Origin of the sequence: Pseudomonas guineae, assembly GCF_900113745.1 — a bacterium.
In the GTDB taxonomy this organism is placed as follows: domain Bacteria; phylum Pseudomonadota; class Gammaproteobacteria; order Pseudomonadales; family Pseudomonadaceae; genus Aquipseudomonas; species Aquipseudomonas guineae.
This window is the reverse complement of the sequence record NZ_FOQL01000004.1, coordinates 349703-364990: the sequence shown is the minus strand read 5'-3', so window position 1 is coordinate 364990 and position 15288 is coordinate 349703. Positions and strand designations below refer to the sequence as shown.

Sequence of the window (15288 nt, the reverse complement as noted above, 5' to 3'; positions counted from 1 at the left end):
AACCTTAGACTTCGGCGGCAGGGCCACCGATTGGTTTTTCCGCAGACTCCGCAACTTCAACAGGCGCACTCGGCGTACTGTTATTGTCGTCACTGCCCTGCCAGCCTTTCGGCTCGCGCGGCGTGAGGCCATTCATGATGTCCTCGATCTGCTCGGCGTCGATTGTTTCGTACTTCATCAGCGCCGCCGCCATCGCGTCCAGCTTGTCGCGATTCTCTTGCAACAGGTTCTTAGCGGTGGCATAGCAGCCGTCGATTATGCTGCGTATTTCCTGGTCAATCACCCTGGCGGTATCCGCAGAAACGTTGCTCTGGTTACTGCCCATGCTGCGCCCAAGGAACACTTCACCCTCTTCTTCCGCATACATCAGCGGACCGAGTTTTTCCGACAAGCCCCACTTGGTGACCATGTTCTTGGCCAGCTGGGTGGCGCGCATGATGTCGTTTGATGCACCAGTGGTGACACCATCGAAGCCCAGAGTCATTTCTTCAGCAATCCGGCCGCCGAACAACGAGCAAATCTGGCTGGTTAGCGCGCGCTTGCTCAGGCTGTAACGGTCTTCCTCAGGCAGGAACATGGTTACGCCCAGCGCGCGGCCGCGCGGAATGATCGATACCTTGTAGACAGGGTCATGCTCAGGCACCAGGCGCCCGACAATCGCGTGACCGGCTTCATGGAAGGCCGTATTGAGCTTCTCTTTGTCCGACATGACCATGGTCTTGCGCTCGGCACCCATCATGATCTTGTCTTTAGCCAGCTCGAACTCCTTCATCTCGACCACACGCTTACCTGAGCGCGCAGCAAACAACGAGGCCTCGTTGACCAAGTTGGCCAGATCAGCACCAGAGAAGCCCGGCGTACCACGCGCAATAACGGCCGGCGCAACATCTTCGCCCATCGGCACTTTACGCATGTGAACTTTGAGAATCTGCTCGCGCCCTCGAATATCCGGCAGACTCACCACAACCTGACGGTCGAAACGACCTGGACGCAGCAATGCAGGGTCGAGTACGTCTGGACGGTTGGTAGCCGCAATCACAATGATGCCGTCATTTGCTTCAAAACCATCCATCTCTACCAACAACTGGTTGAGGGTCTGCTCACGCTCGTCGTGACCACCGCCCATGCCAGCGCCACGATGGCGACCAACGGCGTCGATCTCATCAATAAAGATGATGCATGGAGCGTGCTTCTTGGCTTGCTCGAACATGTCGCGCACACGGGACGCGCCGACACCAACGAACATTTCCACGAAGTCCGAACCAGAGATAGTAAAGAACGGCACTTTGGCTTCGCCAGCAACAGCCTTAGCAAGCAAGGTTTTACCGGTGCCCGGCGAACCAACCATCAGCACACCGCGCGGGATACGCCCACCGAGGCGCTGGAACTTGCCCGGATCACGCAGAAACTCGACCAGCTCGCTGACTTCCTCTTTCGCCTCGTCGCAACCGGCGACGTCAGCAAAGGTGGTTTTAACCTGATCTTCCGAAAGCAGGCGCGCCTTGCTCTTGCCGAAGCTCATCGGCCCGCCCTTGCCGCCCGCGCCGCCTTGCATCTGACGCATGAAGAACATGAACACCGCAATGATCACCAAAATCGGGAAACTGGCGACCAATAACTGCGTCCAGATGCTCTGCTGCTCCGGCTGCTTGCCGACGATCTCTACATTATTGTCCATCAGGTCTTTAATCAGACCATTGTCCTGAATCGCTGGACGCACCGTCTCGAACGATGAACCATCGCTACGAGTACCGCTAATGATGAAACCATCAACTGTCACTCGCTTAACGCCGCCATCCTGAACCTGCTGGATAAACTGCGAATAATTGAGTTTATTCGACTCAGCCGGGCTGGAAAAATTGTTCATCACCGTTACCAAAACGGCGGCGATGATCAGCCACAGGACTAAATTCTTTGCCATGTCGTTCAATTAGCTACCCTCTGAAGCAGGCCCCGTGCTGAAGCGCGCTTCGCATGACGACCAGTTATGTACCGATCTAACTTACTACACAACGCCCACCCCTGGCAGACGCTGTCTGTAACCCTTTATTTATTTCAGGCCGCAACAGTCGCACAACAGATCCATCAGCAGCCTAAGGTATCACTGGCCACGATAACCACGCCCCAGCATATATTGCTCACGGGAACGGTCTCGCGAGGACAGCGGTTTACGCATCTGTACCTTGTCGAACAACTGACGCACCTGCTTGTGGTACTCATCAAAACCTTCACCATGGAAGATCTTGATCAGAAAATCACCGCCCGGACGCAGTACCCGAGTCGACAAATCCAGCGCCAACTCGCACAAGTACATCGCACGCGGCTGATCCGACTCCCTTACCCCACTCATATTGGGGGCCATATCGGAAATCACAAGGTCTACCGGGTGCTCACCGATGGCCTCAAGGATCTGCGCAAATACCGCGTCATCAGTAAAGTCGCCCTGGACAAAGGTCACATCCGGAATACTGTCCATCTCGAGGATGTCCGATGCGATCAAGCGACCCTTGTCGCCGATCACCCGACTGGTAACCTGCGACCAACCGCCTGGTGCTGCGCCAAGATCAACCACAGTAATACCAGGCCTGAGAATGCGATCCTTCTCCTGAATTTCCAGCAACTTGTAGCTGGCGCGCGAACGATAGCCGTCCTTCTGCGCCATTTTGACGTAGGGGTCGTTGAAATGCTCTTTCAGCCAACCTTGACTGGTTTTGGAACGGGCCACGCAATACCTCGAATGTGCAACGAATGAATATCTGGGCGGTCCCGAAGACGCTCGGGTAAACTAATCGCCGTTTTTACCAGATTAAATGCAGGAATAAGATTATGCCGCTCACTCAAGAGCAGAAGAAACAATTCAAAACTATCGGCCACCACTTGAAGCCTGTATTGATCGTGGCTGACAACGGTTTAACCGAAGGTGTACAGGCTGAGCTGGAGCGCGCACTGAGCGACCACGAGTTGATTAAAGTACAACTGCGCATCACTGAGCGCGAAAGCCGCCTGACAGCCATCAATGAACTGTGCAAAGCCGGCAAAGCCGACTTGGTTCAGGTGATTGGCAAAATGGCGCTGATCTACCGCAAAAACCCAAAAGTGAACAAGAACCTGTCTAACGTTCACCGTAACCACGGCTGATTTATCAGCCGCCGCAAGGCGCGCTCAGCGCCTTTGCAACTACCTTTCGACTTAAATCTTACCGCTAAAGCTGACGCCTGAGTTTTTGCGGCACTGGCTGTAAGACCAGCAACAGGCCGCAAAAGGCCATGACCAGATAACTGAACATCAGCCACAGCTCAGCCTCAAGCAGCCTGGCTACAGCGAAGTAACTCCCCGCCATCACCACTACGACTAACAATAATTGCCCACGGGCATCACGCCACAGGCTTGCCAGTCGCTCGGCACGAATCAACACCAACACCTGCAACCCTGCGCAAACGGCCGCTAGGCCAACCAGCAGCGGGCGCAAGGCATTAGCAATCTCATCGACCAGCAGCGACGCCAAGCCGATTTTGGTAATCGCCGGCAACAGCAAAAAATGCAACAGCCAGAGGCCGCCAACCCAAAGCGTCTGGGCCAACAGCCAGCTGATTGCACCAGCGTCACGCGTACCTGACTTAGATATGACGAACCTCGACAATTTCGTACTCGATCGCACCGCCCGGGGTCTGCACTACAACCACATCCCCTTCTTGCTTACCAATCAAGGCACGGGCAATCGGTGAACCGACTGACAGTTTGCGTTGCTTGATATTCGCCTCATCCTCACCAACGATCTGGTAAGTGACGCTTTCATCGGTTTCGCAATTAGCGATTTCTACTGTGGTACCGAAAATCACCTTACCGGTATGCGCGATAGTCGTGACATCGATAACCACTGCATTTTGCATACGGCCTTCGATATCCCGGATACGCGCCTCGACCATCCCCTGTTGCTCGCGGGCGGCGTGGTATTCAGCGTTTTCCTTGAGGTCACCGAGCTCCCGCGCGGTGCCAATTTCCTGACTTAGCTTGGGCCGCAGCACCTTAGTCAGGTGGGCGTGCTCCTCTTCAAGCGCGCGAGCGCCCTGAACGGTCATAGGGTATTTAGTCATGCTTGATTCCTGCATGCAGATCCTGCAGGCGACGTACGGTCTTTTCGGGACCGAACTTTAGCGCTTCACAGATCGCCTGCCCCGCCGCAATGGTGGTGGTGCAATAGATCTTGTGCTGCAGGGCGTTACGACGAATGGAGTAGGAGTCGGCGATGGACTGACGACCTTCGGTGGTGTTGATGATCAGGGTGACTTCATCATTCTTAATCATGTCGACCACATGCGGACGTCCCTCAGTCACCTTGTTCACGCGGCGTACTGGCAAACCAGCCGCCTCGATCACTTTGGCAGTACCGGCAGTGGCCACCACTTCGAAGCCCAGCGCGACCAGATCGCGAGCGACTTGCACGGCTTCTGGCTTGTCGTCTTCACGCACACTGATAAAAGCGCAACCGGTGTTCGGCAGAATTTCGCTGGCACCCGACTGGGCTTTGGCGAAGGCCTCGCCGAAGGTGTCACCCACGCCCATGACTTCACCAGTGGACTTCATTTCTGGGCCGAGGATCGGGTCAACACCTGGGAACTTGGCGAACGGGAACACCGCTTCTTTCACGCTGAAATACGGCGGGATGATCTCTTTGGCGTAGCCAGCCTCAGCCAGCGACTTGCCCGCCATTACACGGGCAGCCACTTTGGCCAAGGAGACACCGACGCACTTGGAGACGAACGGCACGGTACGCGAGGCGCGTGGGTTGACTTCGATAACGAAGATATCCTCGCCCTGCACAGCCATCTGCACGTTCATCAGACCAACCACACCCAGCTCCAAGGCCATTTTCTTGACCTGATCGCGGATCTCGTCCTGGATATGCGCCGGCAGCGAGTATGGCGGCAGTGAGCACGCCGAATCGCCGGAATGCACACCAGCCTGCTCGATGTGCTGCATGATCGCGCCGATTACCACGGTCTCGCCATCGCACACCGCGTCGATATCGACTTCGATGGCGCAGTTGAGGAAGTGGTCGAGCAGTACCGGGCTGTCATTCGACACTTTTACCGCTTCGCGCATATAACGCTTGAGCTCGTCTTCTTGGTAGACGATCTCCATCGCACGACCGCCCAGCACATAGGACGGACGTACCACCAACGGATAACCAATCACTTTCGAATGCGCCAGCGCTTCATCTTCGCTACGCGCAGTGGCGTTGGCCGGCTGACGCAGGCCCAGGCGCTGCACCATCTGCTGGAAGCGTTCGCGGTCTTCAGCGCGGTCGATCGCGTCAGGCGAGGTACCGATGATCGGCACGCCTGCTTCTTCCAAGGCGCGGCAGATCTTCAATGGCGTCTGGCCGCCGTACTGCACGATCACACCTTTCGGCTGCTCGACACGGACAATTTCCAGTACGTCTTCCAGGGTCACCGGCTCGAAATACAGACGATCAGAGATGTCGTAGTCGGTCGAGACAGTTTCCGGGTTGCAATTGACCATGATGGTTTCGTAACCATCTTCACGCAGCGCCAGCGCCGCATGCACACAGCAATAATCGAACTCGATACCCTGACCGATACGGTTAGGGCCACCGCCAAGGATCATGATCTTGTCGCGGCTCGACGGGTTGGCCTCGCACTCTTCCTCATAGGTCGAGTACATGTAGGCGGTGTCGGTGGCGAACTCAGCCGCGCAGGTGTCAACGCGCTTATAAACCGGCAGCACCTTGAGCTTATGGCGCTGGCTGCGCAGGGTTTTCTCGGTCACACCCAGCAGCTTGGCCAGGCGAATATCGGAGAAGCCTTTGCGCTTGAGCTTGTACATGGCATCACGGTCGATGCTGGACAGGGCCAGCGTCTTGATCCGCTCTTCGTCTTTGATCAGGTCTTCGATCTGCACCAAGAACCATTCATCGATATTGGTCAGCTCAAACACTTCGGCCACGGTCTTGCCCGCACGGAAAGCATCACCGATGTACCAGATGCGGTCGGCGCTGGGCACGGTCAGCTCGCGGCGCAGGGTGCTTTCGACTTCGGGATCAGCCAGATCGAGCATCGGATCGAGGCCCGAAACGCCCACTTCCAAGCCACGCAACGCTTTCTGCAGGGACTCCTGGAAAGTACGACCGATAGCCATGACTTCACCCACAGACTTCATCTGGGTGGTCAGGCGCGCGTCGGCTTTAGGGAACTTCTCGAAGGCGAAACGCGGGATTTTGGTCACAACGTAGTCGATGGCCGGCTCGAACGAAGCCGGGGTGCGGCCGCCGGTGATGTCGTTGGAGAGCTCATCAAGGGTGTAACCCACGGCCAGCTTGGCGGCGATTTTAGCAATCGGAAAGCCGGTGGCCTTGGAGGCCAGTGCAGAGGAACGCGACACGCGCGGGTTCATCTCGATCACCACCATACGGCCAGTGTTCGGGCAGATGCCGAACTGCACGTTGGAGCCGCCGGTTTCCACGCCGATCTCACGCAGTACCGCCAAGGAGGCGTTACGCAGGATCTGGTATTCCTTGTCAGTCAGGGTCTGCGCGGGCGCCACGGTGATCGAGTCACCAGTATGCACGCCCATTGGATCGAAGTTTTCGATCGCGCAGACGATGATGCAGTTGTCCTTTTTGTCACGGACCACTTCCATCTCGTATTCTTTCCAGCCGATCAACGACTCATCGATCAGCAGCTCGCTGGTCGGCGACAGATCGATACCGCGGGCGCAGATTTCTTCGAACTCTTCACGGTTGTAAGCGATGCCACCACCGGTGCCGCCCATGGTGAAGGACGGACGGATGATGCAGGGGAAGCCAACCTTCTCCAGCACGCCGTAGGCCTCTTCCATGTTGTGTGCAATGCCGGAAACCGGGCAGGCCAAGCCAATGTCTTTCATCGCTTTGTCGAAGCGCGAACGGTCTTCAGCCTTGTCGATGGTGTCTGCGTTGGCGCCGATCATCTCAACGCCAAACTTCTCCAACACACCATGCTTTTCCAGGTCCAGCGCACAGTTCAGCGCGGTCTGGCCACCCATGGTTGGCAGCAGGGCGTCTGGACGCTCCTTCTCAATGATCTTGGCCACGGTGGACCACTTGATCGGCTCGATGTAGGTGGCGTCGGCCATGGCCGGGTCAGTCATGATGGTCGCGGGGTTGGAGTTCACCAGAATGACGCGGTAGCCCTCTTCTTTCAGCGCTTTACACGCCTGGGCACCAGAGTAATCGAACTCGCAGGCCTGGCCGATAACGATCGGGCCAGCGCCGAGGATCAGGATGCTTTTTATGTCTGTACGTTTTGGCATGTTCTTTCTCTCGAATCCTGGGGGCAGTCGACGGGTTTAACGGCGCTTGGCCATGGTTTCGATAAAGCGGTCAAACAGCGGGGCCACATCGGCTGGGCCGGGGCTCGCTTCAGGGTGCCCCTGGAAGCTGAACGCAGCCTTGTCGGTACGTTCGATGCCCTGCAGGGAGCCATCGAACAGCGATTTGTGAATCGCGCGCAGATTGCTCGGCAAGCTGTCTTCATCTACGGCAAAACCGTGGTTCTGACTGGTAATCATCACCACACCGCTGTCTATATCCTGGACGGGATGGTTAGCGCCGTGGTGGCCATGGCCCATTTTCAGGGTCTTGGCACCGGAGGCCAGGGCCAGCAGCTGGTGACCCAGGCAGATGCCGAATACCGGAATGTCGGTTTCCAGCACTTCTTTGATGGCGCTAATCGCGTAATCACACGGCTCGGGGTCACCCGGACCATTGGACAGGAACACACCATCGGGATTCAGCGCTAGCACATCAGCAGCAGGCGTCTGCGCCGGTACTACAGTGACGCGGCAACCACGCTCAACAAGCATGCGCAGGATGTTCCACTTAACGCCGTAGTCGTAGGCCACCACGTGATACTTCAGCTCGCTGGCCGGAATATCTGGGTGACTGTCGCTTTCAAGATTCCACACGCTGGAGCGCCATTCGTAACGCTCAGTGCAGCTGACCACTTTGGCCAGGTCCATGCCCTTGAGGCCTGGGAAGCTTCGCGCCAACTCGAGGGCTTTTTCCTCAGTGGCGTCGTCACCGACCAGAATGCAGCCGTTCTGCGAACCTTTCTCGCGCAGAATGCGAGTCAGCCGCCGAGTATCAATACCGGCGATAGCGACCGTGCCGTTCTCTTTCAGGTATTCATCCAGCGGTTGCTTGTTACGCCAGTTGCTGGAGGTCAGCGGCAGGTCACGAATGATCAGGCCTGCGGCCCAGACCTGATTGGACTCAGCGTCTTCCGGCGTGGTGCCGGTGTTGCCGATGTGCGGATAGGTCAGGGTAACGATTTGCTGGGCATAGGAAGGATCGGTAAGGATTTCCTGATAGCCGGTCATGGCGGTGTTAAAAACCACCTCTCCAATAGTTTGGCCATCGGCACCGATGGCCTCGCCGCGAAAAATACTGCCATCAGCAAGAGCCAAAATGGCAGGTTTAAGGGCTGGCTTACTCAAGAAAACCTCCGGAGATCAAATCGTGAAGCAAACGCAGATTGTAAAAAAGCGGGATGACGTATGCACCGTCACCCCGCTTTTTTATCTGATTCATTCTGCGCAACTTTAGTGGACACACTAAAGCAGAAAGCTTACAGGAATGTGCCTTTTCGGTCCACTGCCAGATGCGAGCAATACCCAGGCAAAAGTCATTCCTGCGACAAACCGCCTCAGTTGAGACCCAGCACGTCCTGCATGTCGTACAGTCCAGGCTGACGCCCCTGCAACCACAGCGCGGCGCGCACCGCGCCTTTAGCAAAGGTCATGCGGCTCGATGCTTTGTGGGTGATTTCCACGCGCTCACCCTCAGCAGCGAACAGCACGGTGTGATCGCCGACCACATCTCCCGCGCGCACCGTGGCAAAACCGATGGTCTCGCGCTCACGCGCACCGGTCTGGCCTTCACGTCCATAGACCGCAACTTTTTGCAGGTCACGCCCCAAAGCATTGGCAACCACTTCACCCATGCGCAAGGCGGTGCCAGACGGCGCATCGACCTTGTGGCGGTGATGGGCTTCGATAATCTCGATATCAACATCATCTCCCAGCACCCGCGCGGCAGTGTCCAGCAGCTTCAGGCAAAGATTAACGCCGACGCTAAAGTTAGCGGCAAACACGATCGGAATCTGCTTGCCAGCATCCGCCAGCAATTGTTTTTCCTCCGACGAAAAGCCGGTGGTGCCAATGATCATGGCCTTACCCGCCTGACGACAGACTTCCAAATTTTTCAGGGTGACCGAAGGATGGGTGAAGTCGATCAGCACATCGAACTGATCGAGCACCGCGCTCAGATCACCGACCAGGTTGACACCGATCTTGCCCTGCGCGACCAGCTCACCGACATCCGCACCGACCAGGCTGCTATCAGCACGATCAATTGCAGCATTCAGGCAGGCGCCATCCGCCAGCTGCACGGCTTCAATCAGGGTTTTGCCCATGCGCCCTGCGGCGCCCATCACAGCAATTCGTTGCATAGCATTCAGCTCCAAGCTGTCGCAACAGGCGGCGGCCCGCAAAACCTGGCCGACGCCGCCTTTCACGGGTGTTTACAGATCGCCGAAAAAGCGCTTCACGCCTTCGAACCAGCCATTGGCTTTGGGCGAGTGCGAGCTATTACCTTCCAGGGTTTTGCGGAACTCATCGAGCAGTTCACGCTGACGCTTGTCAAGCTTGACTGGGGTTTCCACCGCCACCTTGCACATCAAGTCACCCGCACCGCCACCACGTACCGGCGCCACTCCCTTGCCGCGTAGACGGAACATCTTGCCGGTCTGCGTGCCTTCCGGAATTTTCAGTTTGACCCGGCCATCGAGGGTTGGCACTTCCAACTCGCCGCCCAAGGCTGCATCGGCAAAGCTGATCGGCACTTCGCAGTACAGATGCTTGCCGTCACGCTGGAAGATCGCGTGCTCGCGCACATTCACCACCACGTACAGATCGCCCGCCGGGCCACCCATAGCACCGGCCTCACCCTCACCCGTCAGACGGATACGGTCGCCGGTGTCAACGCCAGCAGGGACTTTCACCGACAGAGTCTTGTGCTCTTCTACTCGGCCATGGCCGTGGCAGGAGCCGCAAGGATCGGTGATCATCTTGCCTTGGCCGTGGCAACGCGGGCAGGTTTGCTGCACCGAGAAGAAGCCCTGCTGCATACGCACCTGACCGATACCACCACAGGTGGTACAGGTGACTGGCGTGGTGCCCTTCTTAGCGCCTGAGCCATCGCATGGTTTGCAATTGACCAGCGTCGGCACACGAATAGTGACTGTGGTGCCGCGCACCGCTTCTTCTAGATCCAGCTCCAGGGTGTAACGCAGATCGCTGCCACGCTGGGCGCCACCACGACCACCACCACGACCACCGGCGCCACCGAAGAAGTCACTGAATACATCACCGAAGATATCGGAGAAGTTCGCCCCACCCGGGCCGCCACCGCCACCCATCTGCGGATCAACACCGGCATGCCCGTATTGATCGTACGCCGAGCGCTTGGCGGCATCGGAGAGTACTTCGTAAGCCTCGTTGGCTTCCTTGAACTTCTCTTCCGAGGCCTTATCGTCAGGATTGCGGTCTGGATGGTGCTTCATGGCCAGGCGACGGTAAGCTTTTTTCAGCTCCGCCTCACTGACACCCCGCTCAACACCGAGCACCTCGTAAAAGTCACGTTTAGCCATAAGTCTTCAACACCTTAAAATCGTCTACTCCAGACACGCCAACGCGGGAGCAAGCTCCCGCGCGGCGAATCATGCCGGGCGCAACTCGCGTCACTCCCGGCCAAAGCGGCATAAGCTTGCGCTTACTTGTTGTCTTTGACTTCTTCGAATTCAGCATCAACTACGTCGTCACCGGCGTCTTGTGCTTGCTCTGCACCTTGCTCGGCCGCGCCTGGCTGCGGCTGCTCGGCGTACATCTTCTGCGCCAGCGGAGCCGTCACTTCGGACAGCGCGGTCATTTTGGCTTCGATTTCAGCTTTATCGTCGCCCTTCACCGCTACTTCCAGCGCGCTAAGCGCCGCTTCGATGGCAGCCTTCTCGTCAGCAGTAGCCTTGTCACCCGCCTCAACAATCATCTTGCGAGTCGCGTGAACCAACTGGTCGCCTTGGTTACGTGCACCGGCCAGCTCTTCGAACTTGCGATCTTCTTCGGCGTTAACTTCAGCATCACGCACCATCTGCGCGATTTCGTCTTCGGACAGACCGGAGTTGGCCTTGATCACGATGGACTGCGTTTTACCCGTGGCCTTGTCTTTGGCGCCCACGTGCAGAATGCCGTTGGCGTCGATGTCGAAGGTCACTTCGATCTGTGGCACACCACGCGGCGCTGGCGGAATTTCGGCCAGATCAAACTTACCGAGCGACTTGTTGCCAGTGGCTTGCTTGCGCTCGCCCTGCAGCACGTGGATGGTCACTGCACCTTGGTTGTCATCGGCAGTGGAGAACACCTGCGATTTTTTGGTCGGAATCGTGGTGTTTTTCTCGATCAGCGCAGTCATCACGCCACCCATGGTTTCAATACCCAGGGTCAACGGCGACACGTCGAGCAGCAGCACGTCTTTCACGTCGCCCGACAATACAGCGCCCTGGATAGCAGCACCCATGGCGACCGCTTCGTCCGGGTTAACGTCTTTACGCGCTTCTTTACCGAAGAACTCGGTTACCAGCTTCTGCACCAGCGGCATGCGGGTCTGACCGCCGACCAGGATCACGTCGTTGATTGCGCCAACGTCGATGCCGGAGTCTTTCAGAGCGATACGGCAAGGCTCGATGGTGCGCTGAACCAGGTCTTCTACCAGCGCTTCCAGCTTGGCGCGGGAGATTTTCACATTGAGGTGCTTAGGACCGCTGGCGTCTGCAGTGATGTACGGCAAGTTGACGTCGGTCGAATTGCTCGAAGACAGCTCGATCTTGGCCTTCTCAGCGGCTTCTTTCAGGCGCTGCATGGCCAGCGGGTCACCCTTAAGGTTCATGCCGGTTTCTTTCTTGAATTCGTCGACGAGGTAGTCGATCAGACGAATGTCAAAGTCTTCACCACCGAGGAAGGTGTCACCGTTGGTGGCCAACACTTCGAACTGGTGCTCGCCATCAACTTCAGCGATCTCGATCACCGAGACGTCAAAGGTGCCGCCACCCAGGTCATAAACGATCACAGTGTGGTCGCCCTTGGCCTTGTCCATACCGTAAGCAAGCGCAGCAGCAGTTGGCTCGTTGATGATGCGCTTAACATCAAGACCAGCAATACGACCGGCGTCTTTGGTCGCCTGACGCTGGCTGTCGTTGAAGTAAGCCGGCACGGTGATAACCGCCTCGGTCACTGGCTCGCCGAGGTAGTCTTCGGCAGTTTTCTTCATCTTTTTCAGAATTTCAGCCGAGATTTGCGGCGGCGACATTTTCTGGCCATTTACTTCAACCCAAGCGTCGCCGTTGTCAGCCTTGGAGATCTTGTACGGCACCATCTGAATGTCTTTTTGCACAACTTCTTCGTCGAAGCGGCGGCCGATCAAACGCTTTACCGCGTACAGCGTGTTATGCGGATTAGTCACTGCCTGACGCTTAGCCGACTGACCGACGAGAATTTCACCATCGTTGGCGTAAGCGATGATCGACGGCGTGGTGCGCGTGCCTTCGGCGTTTTCAATAACTTTGGCTTTGCCATTTTCAAGAACGGAGACGCAGGAGTTGGTTGTCCCCAGGTCGATACCGATAATTTTGCCCATATTTTACTCTCCCGAAACTTTGATAATTCCGCTGCTAGTTAGTTGTTAGCAGTGGCAGCACTAAAACGCTTGACTGTTTAATGGGGGCAGCTTAATAAATTTCAAGCCTGCTCATCAATCGAGGGTGGCGCGTCTACCGGCGCCTTGCTGACCACCACCATGGCGGGACGCAGCAGACGGCCATTGAGCATAAAGCCCTTCTGGAACACCTTAAGCACGCTATTGGGCTCGACATGGGTGCTTTCCTGCATCGCCATGGCCTGATGGTGCTCAGGGTTGAATGGCGCACCATGGGGATCAATGGCCTCCAATTGGAAACGCTTGAGGGTGTCGAGGAACAGCTTGAGCGTGAGTTCCATGCCCTCACGCACTGCCTTGATCGCCTCATCATCCGGGCTCGACAGCTCAAGGCCGCGCTCCAGGCTATCCAATACCGGCAGCAAATCGTTGGCGAATTTTTCCAGCGCAAACTTGTGCGCTTTCTCTACATCCTGCTCCGCGCGGCGACGCACGTTTTGCAGATCGGCAGCCATGCGCAGCGACTGATCCTGCGCAGTGGCCAGTTGCTCTTCCAGCGCTTGCACGCGGGCAACCAAGTCATCACCCGCAGCGGCCTCAGCAGCCGTTTGTAAATCGGGGTTCTGCGTATCCAGGGTCTGTTCGTCAGCCATGCGTCTCTCCTTTTGAATTGCGACGCGAGCCTTAACTCACATCTCTGACGGCTATATGGGGTCAAAAAATATCGTTTCAAGGACAACAGACGGATTGTCAGCTCACAAAAAAACACTGTATAAATAACCAGACATGAACTTGGGAGGCCCTCGCCATGCTGGTGCACCTGTCCGTACACAACTACGCCATCGTTGAACACCTTGATCTAGAGCTGGACGCTGGTATGAGCGTAATCAGCGGGGAAACCGGTGCCGGCAAATCGATCATGCTCGACGCCCTCGGCCTGACCCTGGGTGATCGCGCCGACAGCGGCGTGGTGCGCCCCGGCGCCGACAAAGCGGACATCCTCGCCAGCTTCGACCTGCATGACATCCCGGAAGCCCGCGCATGGCTGGCCGAGCGAGACTTGAACAACGACGGCCCGTGCATTTTGCGCCGCGTCATCACTGCCGAAGGTCGCTCACGCGGCTACATCAACGGCTCGCCCTGCCCTCAAGGCGATCTCAAAGCACTCGGTGAGTTGTTGATCGATATCCACAGCCAACATGAGCATCAATCCCTGCTCAAGCCAGAAACGCACCGCCGTCTGCTTGATGAGTACGCGGGCAGCCAGGAGCTGGCGCGCCAAGTGCAACTCGCCGCGCAGCGCTGGAAACAAACCAAGAATGAACTGCAACGGATCTCTAGCCTCGGCGACGAGCAGCGCGCCCGTCATCAGCTGCTCAGCTACCAGCTCGAAGAGCTGGATAATCTGGCTCTCGGCGAAGATGAGCTGGAGCAGCTTGAGCAGGAACACAAAAACCTGACCAATGCCGAAAGCCTGCTCAGCGCCTGCCGCTTGGTGATTGAGCAATGCAGCGAGAATGATGCCGGCAACGTATTGTCCGCTCTGACCAATAGCCTCACTCGCCTTGGCACCTTTCAAGGCCAGCCAGGCGCGCTGAGTGAAGCCACCAACCTGCTCGCCAGCGCGCAAATCCAGGTCGAAGAAGCCGTTGGCGAGCTGAACCGCTTTCTCGACCACTTCGATGCCGACCCTGAGCGGTTACGGCAAATGGAAGAGCGCCTGGACGCGATCTACACCCTGGCACGCAAGCACCGCATTCAACCCAGTGAGCTGGGCGCAATGCAGCAGCAATTATTTGAAGAACTAGAGAGCCTCAACGCCGACGACCAAGCGACCGAGCGACTGAGCCAGGAGCTAGCCGCTTTTGAACGGCATTATCAGGAAAAAGCGGAGGAGCTCAGCAGCCTACGCAATAACGCTGCCAGCCAATTGGCTAGCGCGGTAGAAGTCGAGATGCAAACCCTCGGCATGCCCGGCGGACGCTTCACCATCAAGCTGAGCGCTAACAGCAACAATGAGCCGCACCCTAATGGCTTGGAGCAACTCGAGTTCCTGGTCAGTGCCAACCCAGGTCAGCCGCTGAAAGCCCTGGCCAAGGTCGCCTCAGGCGGCGAACTGTCGCGCATCAGCCTGGCGATCCAGGTGATCACCGCGCAAACCTCACGCGTACCCACCCTGGTATTCGATGAAGTTGACGTTGGTATCGGCGGCCCCACCGCTGAAGTGGTCGGGCAGCTGTTGCGCAAGCTTGGTGAGCGCGGCCAGGTACTCACCGTGACGCACCTGCCGCAGGTCGCGGCGCAAGGGCATCAGCATCTGTTCGTGCACAAGGTCCGCGAAAGCGATGCCACGCGAACCGCTGTCAGCAAACTCAGCGCAGCGCAGCGCGTCGAGGAAATCGCCCGCATGCTCGGCGGCGTAGACCTAACCGAAGAATCATTGGCCCATGCGCGACAAATGGTCGGCAGCGCCCAAGCCTGACTGAGGCTGCGCAGAAAGAATAAAGGCGACCCTCGGGTCG

General features: G+C 57.2%; 12 protein-coding genes. 2 read left to right on the top strand and 10 right to left on the bottom strand.

What is annotated here, in order from left to right:
* Positions 1-4 precede the first annotated feature (4 nt).
* Entirely contained in the window at positions 5-1921 is a 1917-nt protein-coding gene (gene ftsH, locus BMZ32_RS15970; protein WP_090243749.1) for an ATP-dependent zinc metalloprotease FtsH, read from the bottom strand.
* A gap of 180 nt (positions 1922-2101) precedes the next feature.
* Entirely contained in the window at positions 2102-2725 is a 624-nt protein-coding gene (rlmE, locus tag BMZ32_RS15965; protein ID WP_090243747.1) for a 23S rRNA (uridine(2552)-2'-O)-methyltransferase RlmE, read from the bottom strand.
* A gap of 101 nt (positions 2726-2826) precedes the next feature.
* Between rlmE and BMZ32_RS15960 the strand changes: the two genes are divergently transcribed.
* Positions 2827-3138: a YhbY family RNA-binding protein gene (locus tag BMZ32_RS15960; protein ID WP_090243746.1), complete on the top strand. Its 312-nt coding sequence runs from the start codon at positions 2827-2829 to the stop codon at positions 3136-3138.
* Between the two features lie 64 nt (positions 3139-3202).
* On the opposite strand, the gene BMZ32_RS15955 is transcribed toward BMZ32_RS15960, so the two are convergent.
* The 8 genes from BMZ32_RS15955 to grpE form a co-directional block, all read right to left on the bottom strand.
* Positions 3203-3640 (bottom strand): DUF4149 domain-containing protein, encoded by a 438-nt coding sequence (locus BMZ32_RS15955; protein WP_090243744.1) that lies wholly within the window; start codon positions 3638-3640, stop codon positions 3203-3205.
* The gene (gene greA, locus BMZ32_RS15950) at positions 3618-4094 is read right to left on the bottom strand and encodes a transcription elongation factor GreA (RefSeq protein WP_090243742.1); all 477 of its coding nucleotides are present in this window, start codon (positions 4092-4094) and stop codon (positions 3618-3620) included. Before greA ends, BMZ32_RS15955 begins: the two co-directional genes overlap by 23 nt.
* Positions 4087-7311, bottom strand: a complete 3225-nt coding sequence (carB, locus tag BMZ32_RS15945) for a carbamoyl-phosphate synthase large subunit (RefSeq protein ID WP_090243739.1) — start codon at positions 7309-7311, stop codon at positions 4087-4089. The genes greA and carB overlap by 8 nt, the downstream gene beginning before the upstream one ends.
* Before the next feature lie 36 nt (positions 7312-7347).
* Positions 7348-8496, bottom strand: a complete 1149-nt coding sequence (gene carA, locus BMZ32_RS15940; protein ID WP_090243737.1) for a glutamine-hydrolyzing carbamoyl-phosphate synthase small subunit — start codon at positions 8494-8496, stop codon at positions 7348-7350.
* Between the two features lie 209 nt (positions 8497-8705).
* Entirely contained in the window at positions 8706-9509 is an 804-nt protein-coding gene (dapB, locus tag BMZ32_RS15935; RefSeq protein WP_090243915.1) for a 4-hydroxy-tetrahydrodipicolinate reductase, read from the bottom strand.
* A 72-nt stretch (positions 9510-9581) separates the two neighbouring features.
* Positions 9582-10709, bottom strand: coding sequence for a molecular chaperone DnaJ (dnaJ, locus tag BMZ32_RS15930; protein WP_090243735.1), 1128 nt, complete (start codon positions 10707-10709; stop codon positions 9582-9584).
* Between the two features lie 122 nt (positions 10710-10831).
* Positions 10832-12748 (bottom strand): molecular chaperone DnaK, encoded by a 1917-nt coding sequence (gene dnaK, locus BMZ32_RS15925; RefSeq protein WP_090243733.1) that lies wholly within the window; start codon positions 12746-12748, stop codon positions 10832-10834.
* 101 nt (positions 12749-12849) lie between these two features.
* The gene (gene grpE / locus BMZ32_RS15920; protein WP_090243731.1) at positions 12850-13419 is read right to left on the bottom strand and encodes a nucleotide exchange factor GrpE; all 570 of its coding nucleotides are present in this window, start codon (positions 13417-13419) and stop codon (positions 12850-12852) included.
* Between the two features lie 155 nt (positions 13420-13574).
* On the opposite strand from grpE, the gene recN reads away from it, so the two are divergent.
* Positions 13575-15248, top strand: a complete 1674-nt coding sequence (recN, locus tag BMZ32_RS15915; RefSeq protein WP_090243729.1) for a DNA repair protein RecN — start codon at positions 13575-13577, stop codon at positions 15246-15248.
* The last annotated feature ends 40 nt before the right edge of the window (positions 15249-15288 follow it).

What these genes read in the sequence shown, in the direction of transcription:
- ftsH (WP_090243749.1), bottom strand. Translation starts at nt 1,921, where the DNA reads ATGGCAAAGAATTTAGTCCTGTGGCTGATCATCGCCGCCGTTTTGGTA.
- BMZ32_RS15960 (WP_090243746.1), top strand. Translation starts at nt 2,827, where the DNA reads ATGCCGCTCACTCAAGAGCAGAAGAAACAATTCAAAACTATCGGCCAC.
- greA (WP_090243742.1), bottom strand. Translation starts at nt 4,094, where the DNA reads ATGACTAAATACCCTATGACCGTTCAGGGCGCTCGCGCGCTTGAAGAG.
- carB (WP_090243739.1), bottom strand. Translation starts at nt 7,311, where the DNA reads ATGCCAAAACGTACAGACATAAAAAGCATCCTGATCCTCGGCGCTGGC.
- dapB (WP_090243915.1), bottom strand. Translation starts at nt 9,509, where the DNA reads ATGCAACGAATTGCTGTGATGGGCGCCGCAGGGCGCATGGGCAAAACC.
- dnaJ (WP_090243735.1), bottom strand. Translation starts at nt 10,709, where the DNA reads ATGGCTAAACGTGACTTTTACGAGGTGCTCGGTGTTGAGCGGGGTGTC.
- dnaK (WP_090243733.1), bottom strand. Translation starts at nt 12,748, where the DNA reads ATGGGCAAAATTATCGGTATCGACCTGGGGACAACCAACTCCTGCGTC.
- grpE (WP_090243731.1), bottom strand. Translation starts at nt 13,419, where the DNA reads ATGGCTGACGAACAGACCCTGGATACGCAGAACCCCGATTTACAAACG.
- recN (WP_090243729.1), top strand. Translation starts at nt 13,575, where the DNA reads ATGCTGGTGCACCTGTCCGTACACAACTACGCCATCGTTGAACACCTT.